The sequence below is a fragment of the Oerskovia paurometabola genome, assembly GCF_016907365.1.
Classification (GTDB): Bacteria; Actinomycetota; Actinomycetes; order Actinomycetales; family Cellulomonadaceae; genus Oerskovia; species Oerskovia paurometabola.
In genome coordinates this window covers 1,084,133-1,096,831 of sequence record NZ_JAFBBV010000001.1, presented here as the reverse complement: position 1 = coordinate 1,096,831, position 12,699 = coordinate 1,084,133, and the positions used below count along the sequence as shown (strand labels likewise).

At 72.5% G+C, this 12,699-nt stretch carries 11 protein-coding genes; 2 read left to right on the top strand and 9 right to left on the bottom strand.

What is annotated here, in order from left to right; genetic code table 11:
* Nucleotides 1–138: 138 nt before the first annotated feature.
* The 8 genes from JOD48_RS04940 to JOD48_RS04905 all read right to left on the bottom strand — a co-directional run bounded on the left by JOD48_RS04940 (nt 139) and on the right by JOD48_RS04905 (nt 8,902).
* Complete coding sequence (locus tag JOD48_RS04940) at nt 139–1,128, bottom strand: ABC transporter substrate-binding protein (RefSeq protein WP_191791700.1); 990 nt, start codon at nt 1,126–1,128, stop codon at nt 139–141.
* A gap of 205 nt (nt 1,129–1,333) precedes the next feature.
* Complete coding sequence (gene araA / locus JOD48_RS04935) at nt 1,334–2,842, bottom strand: L-arabinose isomerase (RefSeq protein WP_204807840.1); 1,509 nt, start codon at nt 2,840–2,842, stop codon at nt 1,334–1,336.
* 65 nt (nt 2,843–2,907) lie between these two features.
* The gene (locus JOD48_RS04930) at nt 2,908–3,621 is read right to left on the bottom strand and encodes an L-ribulose-5-phosphate 4-epimerase (RefSeq protein WP_191791698.1); all 714 of its coding nucleotides are present in this window, start codon (nt 3,619–3,621) and stop codon (nt 2,908–2,910) included.
* Nucleotides 3,618–5,372: a ribulokinase gene (gene araB / locus JOD48_RS04925; protein WP_307823976.1), complete on the bottom strand. Its 1,755-nt coding sequence runs from the start codon at nt 5,370–5,372 to the stop codon at nt 3,618–3,620. The genes JOD48_RS04930 and araB overlap by 4 nt, the downstream gene beginning before the upstream one ends.
* Nucleotides 5,373–5,519: 147 nt before the next feature.
* Entirely contained in the window at nt 5,520–6,605 is a 1,086-nt protein-coding gene (locus tag JOD48_RS04920; protein ID WP_307823975.1) for a LacI family DNA-binding transcriptional regulator, read from the bottom strand.
* Nucleotides 6,602–7,468 carry a pyrroline-5-carboxylate reductase gene (gene proC / locus JOD48_RS04915; RefSeq protein ID WP_191791696.1) on the bottom strand — a complete coding sequence of 289 codons (867 nt, stop codon included), beginning with the start codon at nt 7,466–7,468 and terminating at the stop codon, nt 6,602–6,604. Before proC ends, JOD48_RS04920 begins: the two co-directional genes overlap by 4 nt.
* Before the next feature lie 117 nt (nt 7,469–7,585).
* Nucleotides 7,586–8,284 carry a hypothetical protein gene (locus JOD48_RS04910; RefSeq protein ID WP_204807836.1) on the bottom strand — a complete coding sequence of 233 codons (699 nt, stop codon included), beginning with the start codon at nt 8,282–8,284 and terminating at the stop codon, nt 7,586–7,588.
* Nucleotides 8,285–8,371: 87 nt separating this feature from the next.
* Entirely contained in the window at nt 8,372–8,902 is a 531-nt protein-coding gene (locus JOD48_RS04905; RefSeq protein ID WP_191791694.1) for a potassium channel family protein, read from the bottom strand.
* A 151-nt stretch (nt 8,903–9,053) separates the two neighbouring features.
* On the opposite strand from JOD48_RS04905, the gene radA reads away from it, so the two are divergent.
* Together radA and disA are read left to right on the top strand one after the other, a co-directional pair.
* Entirely contained in the window at nt 9,054–10,538 is a 1,485-nt protein-coding gene (gene radA, locus JOD48_RS04900; protein ID WP_204807834.1) for a DNA repair protein RadA, read from the top strand.
* Between the two features lie 116 nt (nt 10,539–10,654).
* A complete protein-coding gene (disA, locus tag JOD48_RS04895) occupies nt 10,655–11,710 on the top strand; it encodes a DNA integrity scanning diadenylate cyclase DisA (protein WP_191791764.1) in 1,056 nt (351 codons plus the stop codon).
* Nucleotides 11,711–11,778: 68 nt separating this feature from the next.
* Here disA and JOD48_RS04890 read toward each other — a convergent pair whose 3' ends face one another.
* Nucleotides 11,779–12,609 carry a hypothetical protein gene (locus tag JOD48_RS04890; RefSeq protein WP_204807832.1) on the bottom strand — a complete coding sequence of 277 codons (831 nt, stop codon included), beginning with the start codon at nt 12,607–12,609 and terminating at the stop codon, nt 11,779–11,781.
* Between the last annotated feature and the right edge of the window lie 90 nt (nt 12,610–12,699).

Sequence of the window (12,699 nt, the reverse complement as noted above, 5' to 3'; positions counted from 1 at the left end):
TCCGTCCTGGGGAAGGGGATGGAGCTCAGGCACCGGCCGGCAGGGACGAGGGCTCGTCCCTGCCGCGCGGTGTGTGCGCCCGCCCCGGTCGCCGCGCCGAGGAGGGCGGCGACCGGGCGGGCCGTCAGGTGCTGCGCGTCAGAACGAGCGGGCGTCGATGACGTCCTGCGTGATGGTCTGGTCGAACGCCTGGTCGACGACGATGGTCTCCTTCTCCACGTCCTCGCCGGCCGCGACCTGCTTGATGAGCTCGAGGAGCTGGTCGCCGAAGGCCGGGTTGCACTCGACCACGAAGTTGAACTTGCCGTCGAGGAGAGCGGTCAGGCCGTCCTTGACCCCGTCGACCGTGACGATCTGGATGTCCTTGCCCGGGACCTTGCCCGCGGCCTCGATGGCCTCGATGGCGCCGAGGCCCATGTCGTCGTTGTGGGCGAAGATGAGGTTCATGTCGGGGTATGCCTGGAGTGCTGCCTCGGTGGCCGCCTTGCCCTCGGCGCGCGTGAAGTTGCCGGTCGCCTCGCCGACGATCTGGTCCTCGACGACCGAGCGGAAGCCTTCCTGACGGTTGGTCTGGGCGCCCGAGCCCATGGTGCCCTGGAGCTCGAAGACCTTGGCGTCGGGTGCGTTCTCCGCGACCCACTCGCCCGCGGTGACTCCCTCTGCCGTGAAGTCGGCGCCGATCCAGGTGACGAACGGGTCCTCGACCGTGGTGTCGACCGTGCGGTCCACGAGGACGACGGGGATCTCGGCGTCCTTGATCTCCTGGAGGACCTCGTCCCATCCGGTCTCGATGACCGGGGAGAACGCGATGACGTCGACGTCCTGGTCGATGAAGTCGCGGAGGGCCTTGATCTGGTTCTCCTGCTTCTGCTGCGCGTCGACGAACGTCAGGTCGATGCCGTTCTCGGCCGTGAGGTTGGCCTTGACCGACTCGGTGTTGGCGGTGCGCCAGCCGCTCTCCGCGCCGAGCTGGGAGAAGCCGACGCGGATGTTCTCGCCGCCTCCGCCCGCTCCGGCGGTGCCGTCGGCCGAGTCGGTGCTGCCGCCGCTGCAGGCCGCGAGCGCGAGGACCGCTGCGCCTGCGAGGATCCCGGTGAACCGCACGCGTGCCGTGGTCTTGTTGAACATGATCTCCTCCTTGAGATGTCCCGCTGCGCCCGCCGTGGGCGTCGAACGGTTCTTGCGGGCCTGAGCCCTGTCAGTCGATGGGATGGTCGGTCGTGCGTGGTGAGCGCTCACACGAGCGCTCGGCCTACCGGGGCTACCGGGCGGTAAGTGTTCCCCATCGCCCGGGTCCCCCCGCACTGCGTCCGGTCTACGAGCAGGTCCGTCCTCAGAAGCCCTGCGCGAGCCGGTAGTACGCCTGGTTCCATCGCAGCTCTCGCGCGAAGGACCGGGTGGTCGTGGACTCGTCGATCACGGCGAGCTCCGTGCCGGCGATCTGGGCGAAGTCCTCGAAGGCCTCGAGCCCCAGGGCCGTGGTCATGACGGTGTGGTGCGCGCCTCCCGCGGTGAGCCACGCCTCGGCCGAGACCGCGAAGCTCGGCGCGGGCTCCCACAGGGCACGTGCCACGGGCAGCCTGGGCAGGTCGTGCTCCGGCGCCACGACCTCGATCACGTTGGCCACGAGGCGGAACCGCTCGCGCATGTCGCTCAGGGCGACGACGAGAGCGGGACCCGCGTCGGTGTCGAACACGAGCCGCACGGGGTCCTCGCGGCCCCCGATCCCCAGCGCGTGCACCTCGAGGCGGGGCCGCGCCGTCGTGAGGCTCGGGCAGACCTCGAGCATGTGCGCCCCGAGGATCCGCTCGGCACCGGGCACCATGTCGTAGGTGTAGTCCTCCATGAGCGAGGCCCCGCCGGGCAGCCCGTGGCCCATGACCTTCGCGGCGCGAACGAGCAGCGCGGTCTTCCAGTCCCCCTCCGCGCCGAACCCGTAGCCGTCAGCCATGAGGCGCTGGACGGCGAGCCCAGGGAGCTGGCGCAGCCCACCCAGGTCCTCGAAGTTCGTCGTGAAGGCGCCGAACCCGCCCTCCTCGAGGAAGGAGCGCAGCCCCAGCTCGATGCGTGCCCCGTAGCGCAGCGACGCGTGCCTCTCCGCACCGGGGAGCAGCTCGGGGGCCACGTCGTACATCCCGACGTACTCCTTGACGAGGATGTCGACGTCGCTCTCGTCGACCGCGTCGACCCGTTCGACGAGGTCGTTGACGCCCCACGTGTTGACGGAGACGCCGAACCGGACCTCGGCCTCGGTCTTGTCGCCCTCGGTCACGGCCACGCCGCGCATGTTGTCGCCGAACCGGGCGAGCCGCAGCGAGCCCACCTCGGCCCAGGCCGTCGCGGCGCGCGCCCAGGTCCCGATCCTCGCGGTGACGTCCGGGTTGCTCACGTGACCCACGACGGTCTTGCGCGAGACTCCGAGCCGCGACTGGATGTACCCGAACTCGCGGTCGCCGTGGGCGGCCTGGTTGAGGTTCATGAAGTCCATGTCGATCTCGGACCACGGCAGCTCGACGTTGGCCTGCGTGTGCAGGTGGAGCAGCGGGGTGCCGAGGGCCTCGAGCCCGCGGATCCACATCTTCGCCGGGGAGAACGTGTGCATCCACACGACGAGCCCCACGCACGCGTCGTCCGCGTTGGCGTCGAGCGCGGCCCGTCGGATCGCGTCCGAGTCCTTGAGCACGGGCTTCCAGACGATGCGGACCGGGACGTCGCTCGACGCGTCGATCGCCGCCGCGATCTCCTGGGACTGCGCTGCGACCTGGCGGAGGGTCTCCTCGCCGTAGAGATCCTGGCTCCCGGTCAGGAACCAGATCTCCCTGGTGTCGAAGGGGTTCTTCATGTGCGTCGTTTCCTCACTGAAATAGCACGCGGTGGTTCTGGTCGTGGGGTGGGCGGGGCCCGGGGTCAACCGCCCGCGGGCGCCTGGCCGTACACGTTCTGGTAGCGGTCGTGGAGCGAGTCGACGTCGCCCTGCGCGATGGGCAGCGGCTCGCCGAGCTGGCGCGCGACGTGCACGGTCCGCGCGACCTCCTCGCACATCACGGCGGCCTTGACCGCGCCGCGCGCGTCCTTGCCGATCGTGAAGGGGCCGTGGTTGCGCATCAGGACGGCGGGGCTCCGCGAGGTGCGGAGCGTGTCGACGATGCCTTTGCCGATCGAGTCGTCGCCGATCAGCGCGAAGGGTCCTACGGGGATCTCGCCGCCGAACTCGTCGGCCATCATCGTCAGGACGCACGGCACGGGCTCGGCGCGCGCGGCCCAGGCGGTCGCGTACGTCGAGTGCGTGTGCACGACCCCCCCGACGTGCGACATGTGCCGGTAGACGTACGCGTGCGCCGCGGTGTCCGACGACGGTGCGCGCGTCCCCTCGACCAGGTTCCCGTCGAGGTCGCACACGACCATCGACCCGGGAGTCAGGTCGTCGTACGCGACGCCGGACGGCTTGATGACGAACAGGTCGGCACCCTCGACGCGCTCGGAGACGTTCCCTGCGGTCCAGACGACGAGCTCGTAGCGGGTCAGCTCGCGGTGCAGGGCCGCGACCCGCTCGCGCGAGGCCTCGACCGCCGCGCGGACCGCGGGGGCGAGCTCCGCCGTCGCGCTGGTGGTGGCGCTCATGCGGGGACCCCCTCGAGAGCGACGCCCCGCGTGCCGGTACCCGACGGCGCCACGCCCGCGCGCAGCGAGCGCGCCTCGCGGCGGATCGCCTTGAGGCGGTGCATGACCGGGTCGACACCGGGGGTCTCGAGCCGTCCGAAGTGGTCGTGCAGCCCGGAGTAGAGCGCGAACAGCTCGTCGTAGCGCACCGCGTTCTCCTCGATCGGGAGGTAGGCCGCGACCGTGCGCCGTCCCATGACCTGGGCGGCGGCGCGCACGTCGGGGTACGCGCCCGCGGCGACGGCCGCGTGGATCGCCGACCCGAGCGCCGGCCCCTGCTCGGAGTCGATCGTGCTGAGCGGCAGTCGCGTCACGTCCGCGTAGATCTGCATGAGCAGGCGGTTCTTGAGCAGCCCGCCCGCGACGACCAGCTCGACGACCGGGACGCCGGCGCGCTGGAACTCCTCGACGATGGTCCGGGTCCCGAACGCCGTGGCCTCCAGGAGCGCGCGGTAGGTGTCCTCAGGTCGGGTCGCGAGCGTCTGCCCGACGAGCAGGCCCGACAGCTCGTGGTCGACCAGGACCGAACGGTTGCCCGAGTGCCAGTCGAGCGCGACGAGGCCGTGCTCGCCGATCTCCTGGCCGGCCGCGAGATCGGTGAGGTACTCGTGCACCGACTGGTCACGGTCCGCCGCCGCCTGCGCGTACGAGCCGGGGACCGCGGTGTCGACGAACCAGCCGAAGATGTCCCCGACGCCGCTCTGCCCCGCCTCGTAGCCCCACAGGCCCGAGACGATCCCGCCGTCGACGACCCCGCACATGCCGGGCACCTCGTGCAGCTCCTCGCCGTTCATGACGTGGCACGTGGACGTGCCCATGATCGCGGTCATCTGCCCGGGCTCGACGGCCTGCGCGGCCGGAGCCGTGACGTGCGCGTCGACGTTGCCGACCGCGACCGCGATGCCCTCGGGCAGTCCGGTCCAGGCCGCCGCCTTGGCCGTGAGCGTGCCCGCGACCTCGCCGAGCCGACCGATCGCGTGCTCGAGCTTGTCGGCCACGAACCCCGCGAACTCGGGGTTGAGCGCCTCGAGGAACTCGGTCGAGGGGTAGCGGCCGTCCTGGTAAATGCCCTTGTAGCCTGCGGTGCACGCGTTGCGCACGTAGACCCCGCCGAGCTGCCACACGATCCAGTCGGCGGCCTCGACCCAGTGGTCGGTCGCGGCGTAGACCTCGGGGTCCTCCTCGAGGAGCTGGAGCCCCTTGGCGAACTCCCACTCCGACGAGATCAGGCCGCCGTAGCGTGAGATCCACTGCTCGCCACGCTCGTGCGCCAGGATGTTGATGCGGTCGGCCTGTGCCTGGGCCGCGTGGTGCTTCCACAGCTTGACGTAGGCGTGGGGACGGTCCGCGAACCGCTCGAGCTCGCACAGCGGGGTCCCGTCGGCGGTCGTGGGGACCATGGTGCAGGCCGTGAAGTCGGTCGCGATGCCGATCACGTCGACGGGATCGACCCCCGCCGCGACCAGCGCGGCCGGGACTGCGGTGCGCAGGACGTCGACGTAGTCGGAGGGCACCTGCAGGGCCCACTCGGGCGGGAGGGGCAGGCCGGCGGTGCCCTCGAAGGGTCCTGCGACGAGCGCGGTGTCCATGACGGCGTGGGAGTACTCGTGCACCCCGCTGCCCATCTCGGCCCCGTCGCTCACGCGCACCACGACCGCTCGTCCCGAGAGCGTCCCGTAGTCGACGCCGATCACGTACGAGGGGGGCTGCACTGCCTGCTCCACCGCCATTGGTGTGTCTCCAGTCGTTCTCCCTTGCGGCCTCGCAAGGATGTGAGCGCTAACTTAGTGCCGAACGAGACAATTGTTAGCGCTCACATCCGACCCTGTCAAGAACCTGCCCGGTCCGAGACCGGACCGTTACGCAGAGGCCGCTCCCGTCAGGGCGGGCCCCGAGCTCGACCGCACCACGAGGATCGGGGGGATCTGCGTCGACTCGGGCGTCACACCCGCGAAGGCGTCGAGCAGCAGCGCCATGCACCGGCGTCCCAGCTCGGCGAAGGGCTGGCGGACCGTCGTGAGCGGCGGGATGAAGTGCGCCGCCCCCTCGACGTCGTCGAACCCCACGACCGACACGTCGCGCGGCACCACGACCCCCGCCTCCCAGAACGCCTGCAGGACACCGAGAGCCAGGTGATCGTTCCCCGCGAAGACCGCGCTCGGCCCGTCCCCGGCCAGGACACGCCCGGCCAGGCCCCGCCCGACCTCGTACCCTGCGTCTGACGACCACGTGCACCGGATCATCTCCCGCTCCTCCTCCGGGACCGCCCGCGCAGCGAGGGCGTCGTTCCAGCCCGTGGCCCGCTCGCGCGCGTCGAACCAGTCGAGAGGGCCACTGAGGTGCACGACCGTGCGGTGCCCCATGTCCAGCAGGTGCTCGGTGGCCAGTCGCGCTCCGAGGCGCTGATCCACCGCGATGGGCAGGATGCTCGCTGCACCGACCCGATCCTCGACGGTCGACACCTCCCCCGGCTCGCGCGCCGCGATGAGGATGACGGGCACCGGCGCGCGGAACGAGTCCACCGCGGCGGCGACGTCGGTCTGGGGCGCGATGACGACGATCCCCTCGACCCCCTGCGCCATGAAGTGCTCGAGGACCGTGTGCATGGTCGTGGCGTCGTAGCTGCGGATCGTCGCGACCGACACGAAGTAGCCCTCCTCGCGCGCCGCGCCCTCGACCGCGATGAGCGTGCTCGTCGGCCCGTACAGCGCCGAGCCCGTCGTCACGACGCCGATCGTCCCCGAGCGCGCCGTGGCAAGCGCGCGCGCCGCGCTGTTGCGCCGGTAGCCGAGCGTCGCGATCGCGTCCATGACCCGATCGCGGGTCTGCGGCCGCACGCTCGGGTGGTCGTTGAGGACCCGGGACACCGTCTGGTGCGAGACCCCGGCGAGCTCCGCGACGTCGGACATCGCCGGGGGCCGAGCACGCCCCGGCTCTCCGGTCACGACCGTTCCTCGAGGGCCGCAGCCAGCTCCTGGGACCGGTCGCGCGCCGCCTCGAGCGCGGACAGGAACGAGGCCCGGACCCCGCCCTCGTCGAGCGCCCGTAGGGCCGCGACCGTGGTCCCGCCGGGCGAGGAGACCTTCTCGCGCAGGATCACGGGGTGCTCGCCCGTCTCGTCGAGCATCCTGGCCGAGCCCAGCACGGTCGCCGTCGCGAGCTCGAGCGCCACGGACCGTGTCAGGCCGAGCAGCACGCCGGCCTCGGCGAGCGCGTCCACGACGTAGAAGACGTAGGCGGGCCCGGAGCCCGACAGCGCACCGACCGCGTCCTGGTCCTTCTCCGCGACCCGCACCACGAGGCCCGTCTCGCTCAGGAGCCGCTCGACGAGGCGCACGTCGTCCTCGCTCGCCGCCGACCCGCCGCTGACCGCGCTGACCCCGGCGCCGATCACCGACGGCGTGTTGGGCATGACGCGCACGACCGACGTCCCGGCCGGGAGCCTGTCCTCGTAGAAGCGCGCCCGGAGCCCGACGACGACGCTCACCACGACCGCACCCTGGCCCAGGTGCTCCGAGACCTGCGCGAGCAGGGCGGCCACGTCCTTGGGCTTGACGGCGACCACGACCAGCCCCGCGCCGCGCACGGCCTCGGTGTTGTCGGTCGTCGTGGTCACGCCATGACGCTCGCGCAGCTCCTCGCCGCGCTCGGGGCGTCGTACGGTCGCGACCACGTCGGACGCCGACCAGCCGGCGCGCAGCGCCCCCGCGAGAACCGTCTCCCCCATGACACCGGTCCCGAGGACCGCGAGCCGCGGGGTGAGGCCGGCAGGCTCTGCCTGGTGGGTCGTCGTGCTCGAAGTGGACATGGTCGTCTCCTGCTTCCTCGTCGTGCGTCCCGGTCGACCGCTGCGGGCCTGCCGAAGGGGCGAGACCGACGACGAGCACCGGAGGGCCACCGTTCCCTCGGTGCCCCTCGTCGCAGACTAGAGGGGGAACGCCGTGTAGAACGTCTCGATCTCGTCGGCGGGCCCCGTCGCCTGCAGGACGACCGTGCCGTTGCGCCACGTGACCGTCGCCGTCGCGGCCGCGCCGTCGACGGGAGCGACCGGGGTGACCGCGTAGGCGCCGGCAGGTTCACCGTCGACCTCGACGTCCCCCGTCGACGTGGCCGCACCGCCGGCCGCGACGGCCGTCGCGAGCAGCTCGTCGTACGCGGCCGTCGCCTCGTCGTCGGTGCCCCACTGGCCCGCGAGCACCGTGACGCTGGTCGCCCCCTCGCCCTCGGCGTCCGCGTAGGTCAGCTCGTGACCCTCGATCGCCCCCGCGTCGACGTACGCCTCGGTCGGCGCCTCGGAGCGGAGCGCGAACTGGAGCACGCTCGCCGGGAGAGCCTTGGCCAGCTCGGTCGTCGCGGTGCGCTCGACCGGTGCGATCGTCGGGGTCGCGGGCGGCGCGGTCACCGTGACCTCGTCCGGCTCCTCGGCCCCGCCGCTCGCGGCGAACCCGGGCCACACGAAGGCGAGGAGGGCGACGACGGCACCTACCAGAGCGAGCAGGAGGACCAGGGCGACCAGGCGCCGTCGGGCGAAGACGGCCGACGAGCGAGCCCGGTGGTGGCGACTGTCCCGCAACCCCGGCCCGGCCGGGGTGGACTGACGCGGGCGTCCCGTCTGCTGGCTCATTGCACTCTCCTCGTGGCGACGCTGTGACCGCGCCAGACTAGTGCGCACGCGCCCCCGGTCCACGCAGGCCGCGCAGACCCGCGCGGGTCAATTCCCGCCGGGGGGATGCGGATGGTGCAGCTCCGCGCGCTCCTTCAGCCGTTGCGTCGCGACCGCGACCAGCACACCGATGACCGCCAGGTCGAACAGGATCTGGACCATCGTGATGACGCGCGCCGCCTGCCCCACCGGATGGACGTCCCCGAACCCGACGGTCCCGAGCGTGACGACCGTGAAGTACAGCGCGTCGGTCCGGGTCTCGATCCCCACGAACTCGGCGTCGCTGTGGATGGCCAGGAGGTAGTAGGCGAGCGAGAAGAACACGATGATCGGGGAGAGGAGCCCGACGACCGACTGGACCCGAACGCTCGGCTCCCGCCCGGCGCGGAGCTGGCGGCGCACCTGGAACCTGATGAGGTAGCAGAGCCCCACGAAGCCGACCGCGAACAGCAGGATCTGCACCCACTCGCGGTCGGAGTCCCCGAGCGGCACGCCGTAGTAGAGGAGCAGGCACGCCGCGAGCGAGCCGAGCGTGGTGATGACGGTCCACCACGGGCTGTCCTTCCGGAGCCTGCGCATGGGTTCATGATGGGCACGCGCCGCGTGCTGCGCCATCGGGACGGCCGGCACGCACCGGCACGCACCACCCGCGCCCCTCGGCCGAGGGACGCGGGTGGTGGGAAGCCGGTGGGAGCGGGGACGTGTGGGTGCCGGCGGCTAGCGTGACCGCGTGACCACATCGACCTCCGCCTCGCGCGCCACCAGCAAGCGCCCGGCAAAGCCCGCCTACCGGTGCAGCGAGTGCGGCTGGACCACCGCCAAGTGGGTCGGTCGCTGCGGCGAGTGCCAGGAGTGGGGCACCGTCACGGAGGAGGCCGCGGCGAGCGCCGGGCCACGCACCGCGGCCGTCGCCCCGACCCGCAACCCGGCGCGTCCCATCGGGGAGATCGACGTCGAGACCGCGCGCGCCACGCCCACGGGCGTCGCCGAGTTCGACCGCGTGCTGGGCGGCGGCCTGGTCCCGGGGGCCGTGGTGCTGCTCGCGGGCGAGCCGGGAGTGGGCAAGTCGACGCTGCTGCTCAAGGTCGCGAGCAACGTCGCGGCGGGCGTGAGCGACAAGGCCACCACCCCGGACGACGCCGGACGTCCCGCGCCCCGGCCCCGCACCGTCCTGTACGTCACGGGCGAGGAGTCCGCCGGGCAGGTCAGGCTGCGCGCCGAGCGCGTCGGGGCGCTGGCCCCGGGGTTGCTGCTCGCGGCCGAGACGGACCTCGCGACCGTGCTCGGGCACATCGAGGCCACCGACCCGGCGCTGCTCGTCGTCGACTCGGTCCAGACGATCGCCTCGGCACAGGTCGACGGCTCGCCCGGAGGCGTGAGCCAGGTCCGCGAGGTCGCCGCAGCGCTCATCGCCGCGGCCAAGGAGCGGGAGCTGCCCGTCATCCTCGTGGGGCACGTGACCAAGGACGGGTCGGTCGCCGGACCGCGCACGCTCGAGCACCTCGTCGACGTCGTGTGCCAGTTCGAGGGCGACCGGCACTCGCGACTGCGCCTCGTGCGGGCCGTCAAGAACCGCTACGGGCCGACCGACGAGGTCGGTTGCTTCGACCTCTCGGAGACCGGGATCGTGGGCCTCGCGGACCCCAGCGGGCTCTTCATGTCGCACGCGGGGGCCGGGGCGCCCGGCACGTTCATCACCGTGACGCTCGAGGGGCGCCGCCCCCTCGCGCTCGAGATCCAGTCGCTCGTGGTGCCCAGCTCGCTGACCAACCCACGACGCACCACGAGCGGCGTCGACTCGAGCCGGCTCGCGATGATCCTCGCGGTGATGCACCGGCACGCCGGGGTCCGGCTCGTCGACCAGGACGTGTACGTCTCGACGATCGGCGGTGCCCGCGTCACCGAGCCCGCCGCGGACCTGGCGATCGCGCTCGCGACCTTCTCGGCACGCGAGGACCAGGTGATGCCGCCCGGGACCATCGCGATCGGCGAGGTCGGGCTCGCGGGCGACATCCGCCCGGTCTCGGGCCTGGATCGGCGTCTGGGCGAGGCCGCACGCCTCGGTTTCACGCGGGCGGTGGTGCCTCGCGGGTCCTCGCCCAAGCCCCCTCCGGGCATGACCGTGCTGCCTGCGCAGCACCTCGGCGAGGCCGTCGAGCTCGCCCGGGGTGGCCACCTCCCGCCGCAGCAGGAGCGCACCCGGTTCGACGAGTGAGAACCGTTGCGCCATCGTGACCTGCGGATGTCCCACGGAGGGCGTTTTCCCACCCCTGGGACGGCCCGGCAGCGTAGGATGCCCACGTGGCCAACTCCCCCGTGCACCCTGACGACATGCTCCGGGAGACCCTCGCAGCAGTGGCTCCGGGCACCGAGCTCCGTGACGGCCTCGAGCGCATCCTGCGGGGCCGGACGGGCGCACTGATCGTCCTCGGCCTCGACAAGGTCGTCGAGACCATGTGCTCGGGTGGCTTCGTCCTGGACGTCGGCTTCTCCGCGACCCGTCTGCGCGAGCTCTCCAAGATGGACGGCGCCGTGGTCCTCGACCGGGACGCCAACCGCATCCTGCGCGCCGCGGTCCAGCTCCTGCCGGACGCGACGATCGAGACCACCGAGTCCGGCACGCGTCACCGCACGGCCGAGCGCGTCGCCAAGCAGTGCGGGTTCCCCGTGATCTCGGTGAGCCAGTCCATGCGGATCGTCGCGCTCTACGTGGGCGGCCAGCGCTACGTGCTGGAGGACTCGGACACCATCCTGTCGCGCGCCAACCAGGCCCTCGCGACGCTCGAGCGCTACCGTGCCCGCCTCGACGAGGTCAGCGGCACGCTCTCGGCCCTCGAGATCGAGGACCTCGTCACGGTCCGGGACGTGTGCGCCGTGGTGCAGCGCCTCGAGATGGTCGGCCGCATCTCCGAGGAGATCGCGGGCTACGTCGTCGAGCTCGGCACGGACGGCCGCCTGCTCGCGCTCCAGCTCGACGAGCTCATCGGCGGGATCGGCTCGGACCGCGAGTCCGTCATCCGCGACTACGTCGAGCTCGGCCGCAAGGACCGCTCGCTCGCGGACGTCAAGAACGCGCTCGGAGCCCTCGACTCGACGCAGCTCCTCGACCTCACGCTCATCGGCCGGGTCCTCGACCTCCCCGGCGGCGGAGAGGCTCTCGACGCCGCGGTCGCCCCGCACGGCTACCGGCTCCTGTCCAAGGTCCCCCGCCTGCCCGGCACCATCATCGACCGCCTGGTCTCCCACTTCGGCGGGCTGCAGAAGCTCCTGGCCGCGAGCATCGACGACCTCATGGCCGTGGACGGCGTGGGCGAGCAGCGGGCGCGTGCGGTGCGCGAGGGCCTGTCGCGCCTCGCCGAGTCGAGCATCCTCGAGCGGTACGTCTAGCCCTTCCCGAGCGCACAGCTCGGGCGAGGCCCGAGGCGCCGAGCCGTGAGCGGTCGTTCAGCGAGCCGTCAGCCCTGCGGCGGCGCGTCGCCCGCCGGTGTGCCGGTCCCGTCCTCGGGGGCCGCCGCTCCGCCTGCGGGAGGTTCCGCGCCCTCCGCGGGGACCTGAGCGGTCCCGTCCGTCGGCGGCTCGCCCTCAGTGGGGGCCTCGCTCGCGGGTGCCTCGGGCGGGGGTGCAGGAGCCACGAGCGTGAACGGCACGGCCGGGCTCGTCAGCCCCTCGGCCTCGTTCGACGCCGCGACGGCGCTGTAGCTCCCCGCCTGTGTCGCGGGCAGACCGGTCGGGCACCCGGGAGCCGAGCGGTCCCTGTTCCACGTGAGGGTCTCGGGCCACACGTCGCCCGGTGCCATGAGCAGGTCCTTCGACGGGGCCGGGCAGTCGGCCGACGACCAGATGCGGTCGGTGCCCGACGTGATCGTGATCTCCTGGACGGCGGACGAGGCGTCGATCAGGCAGGGTCGGGGTCCCACGTGCGTGAGGGTCGTGGTGAAGGAGGGCTGCTCGCCGACCGCGTACTGGGTCTTGGAGACCGTGAGCGAGAGCGTCACGTCCTTGGCCTTGCAGGCCTTGTACCCGGTCGCCGTGACCTCCTGGGGCGCGGGCGGTGCGACCTTGCCCTGCGGTTCGTCGGCGAGCAGGCCCGCCCCGAACGCGATCGCGGCCTTGACCAGCATCACGACTCCGACGACGATCACGGCGAGCAGGACGAGCGCCATGACCCGGCGGACCCGCAGGGTCCTGGACGTGGGTCTGCCCGACGCCGCCGCGCCGGAGCCCGCGGGTCGCCCCTGGCCCGGGGTCGGCCCGGTCGGTGGCCGGGTGCCCTGCGGCGTGCTCACGTGCTGCTCCGTTCGACGGTCGGCGCGGGTGCTTCCTGCGCTGGGGCAGCGGTACGTCCCCTCGGGCGCCCTTCCGGCGCTGCCACACCG

What these genes read in the sequence shown, in the direction of transcription:
- JOD48_RS04930 (WP_191791698.1), bottom strand. Translation starts at nt 3,621, where the DNA reads ATGAGCGCCACCACCAGCGCGACGGCGGAGCTCGCCCCCGCGGTCCGC.
- disA (WP_191791764.1), top strand. Translation starts at nt 10,655, where the DNA reads ATGCTCCGGGAGACCCTCGCAGCAGTGGCTCCGGGCACCGAGCTCCGT.
- JOD48_RS04940 (WP_191791700.1), bottom strand. Translation starts at nt 1,128, where the DNA reads ATGTTCAACAAGACCACGGCACGCGTGCGGTTCACCGGGATCCTCGCA.
- JOD48_RS04910 (WP_204807836.1), bottom strand. Translation starts at nt 8,284, where the DNA reads ATGAGCCAGCAGACGGGACGCCCGCGTCAGTCCACCCCGGCCGGGCCG.
- proC (WP_191791696.1), bottom strand. Translation starts at nt 7,468, where the DNA reads ATGTCCACTTCGAGCACGACGACCCACCAGGCAGAGCCTGCCGGCCTC.
- JOD48_RS04905 (WP_191791694.1), bottom strand. Translation starts at nt 8,902, where the DNA reads ATGCGCAGGCTCCGGAAGGACAGCCCGTGGTGGACCGTCATCACCACG.
- araA (WP_204807840.1), bottom strand. Translation starts at nt 2,842, where the DNA reads ATGAAGAACCCCTTCGACACCAGGGAGATCTGGTTCCTGACCGGGAGC.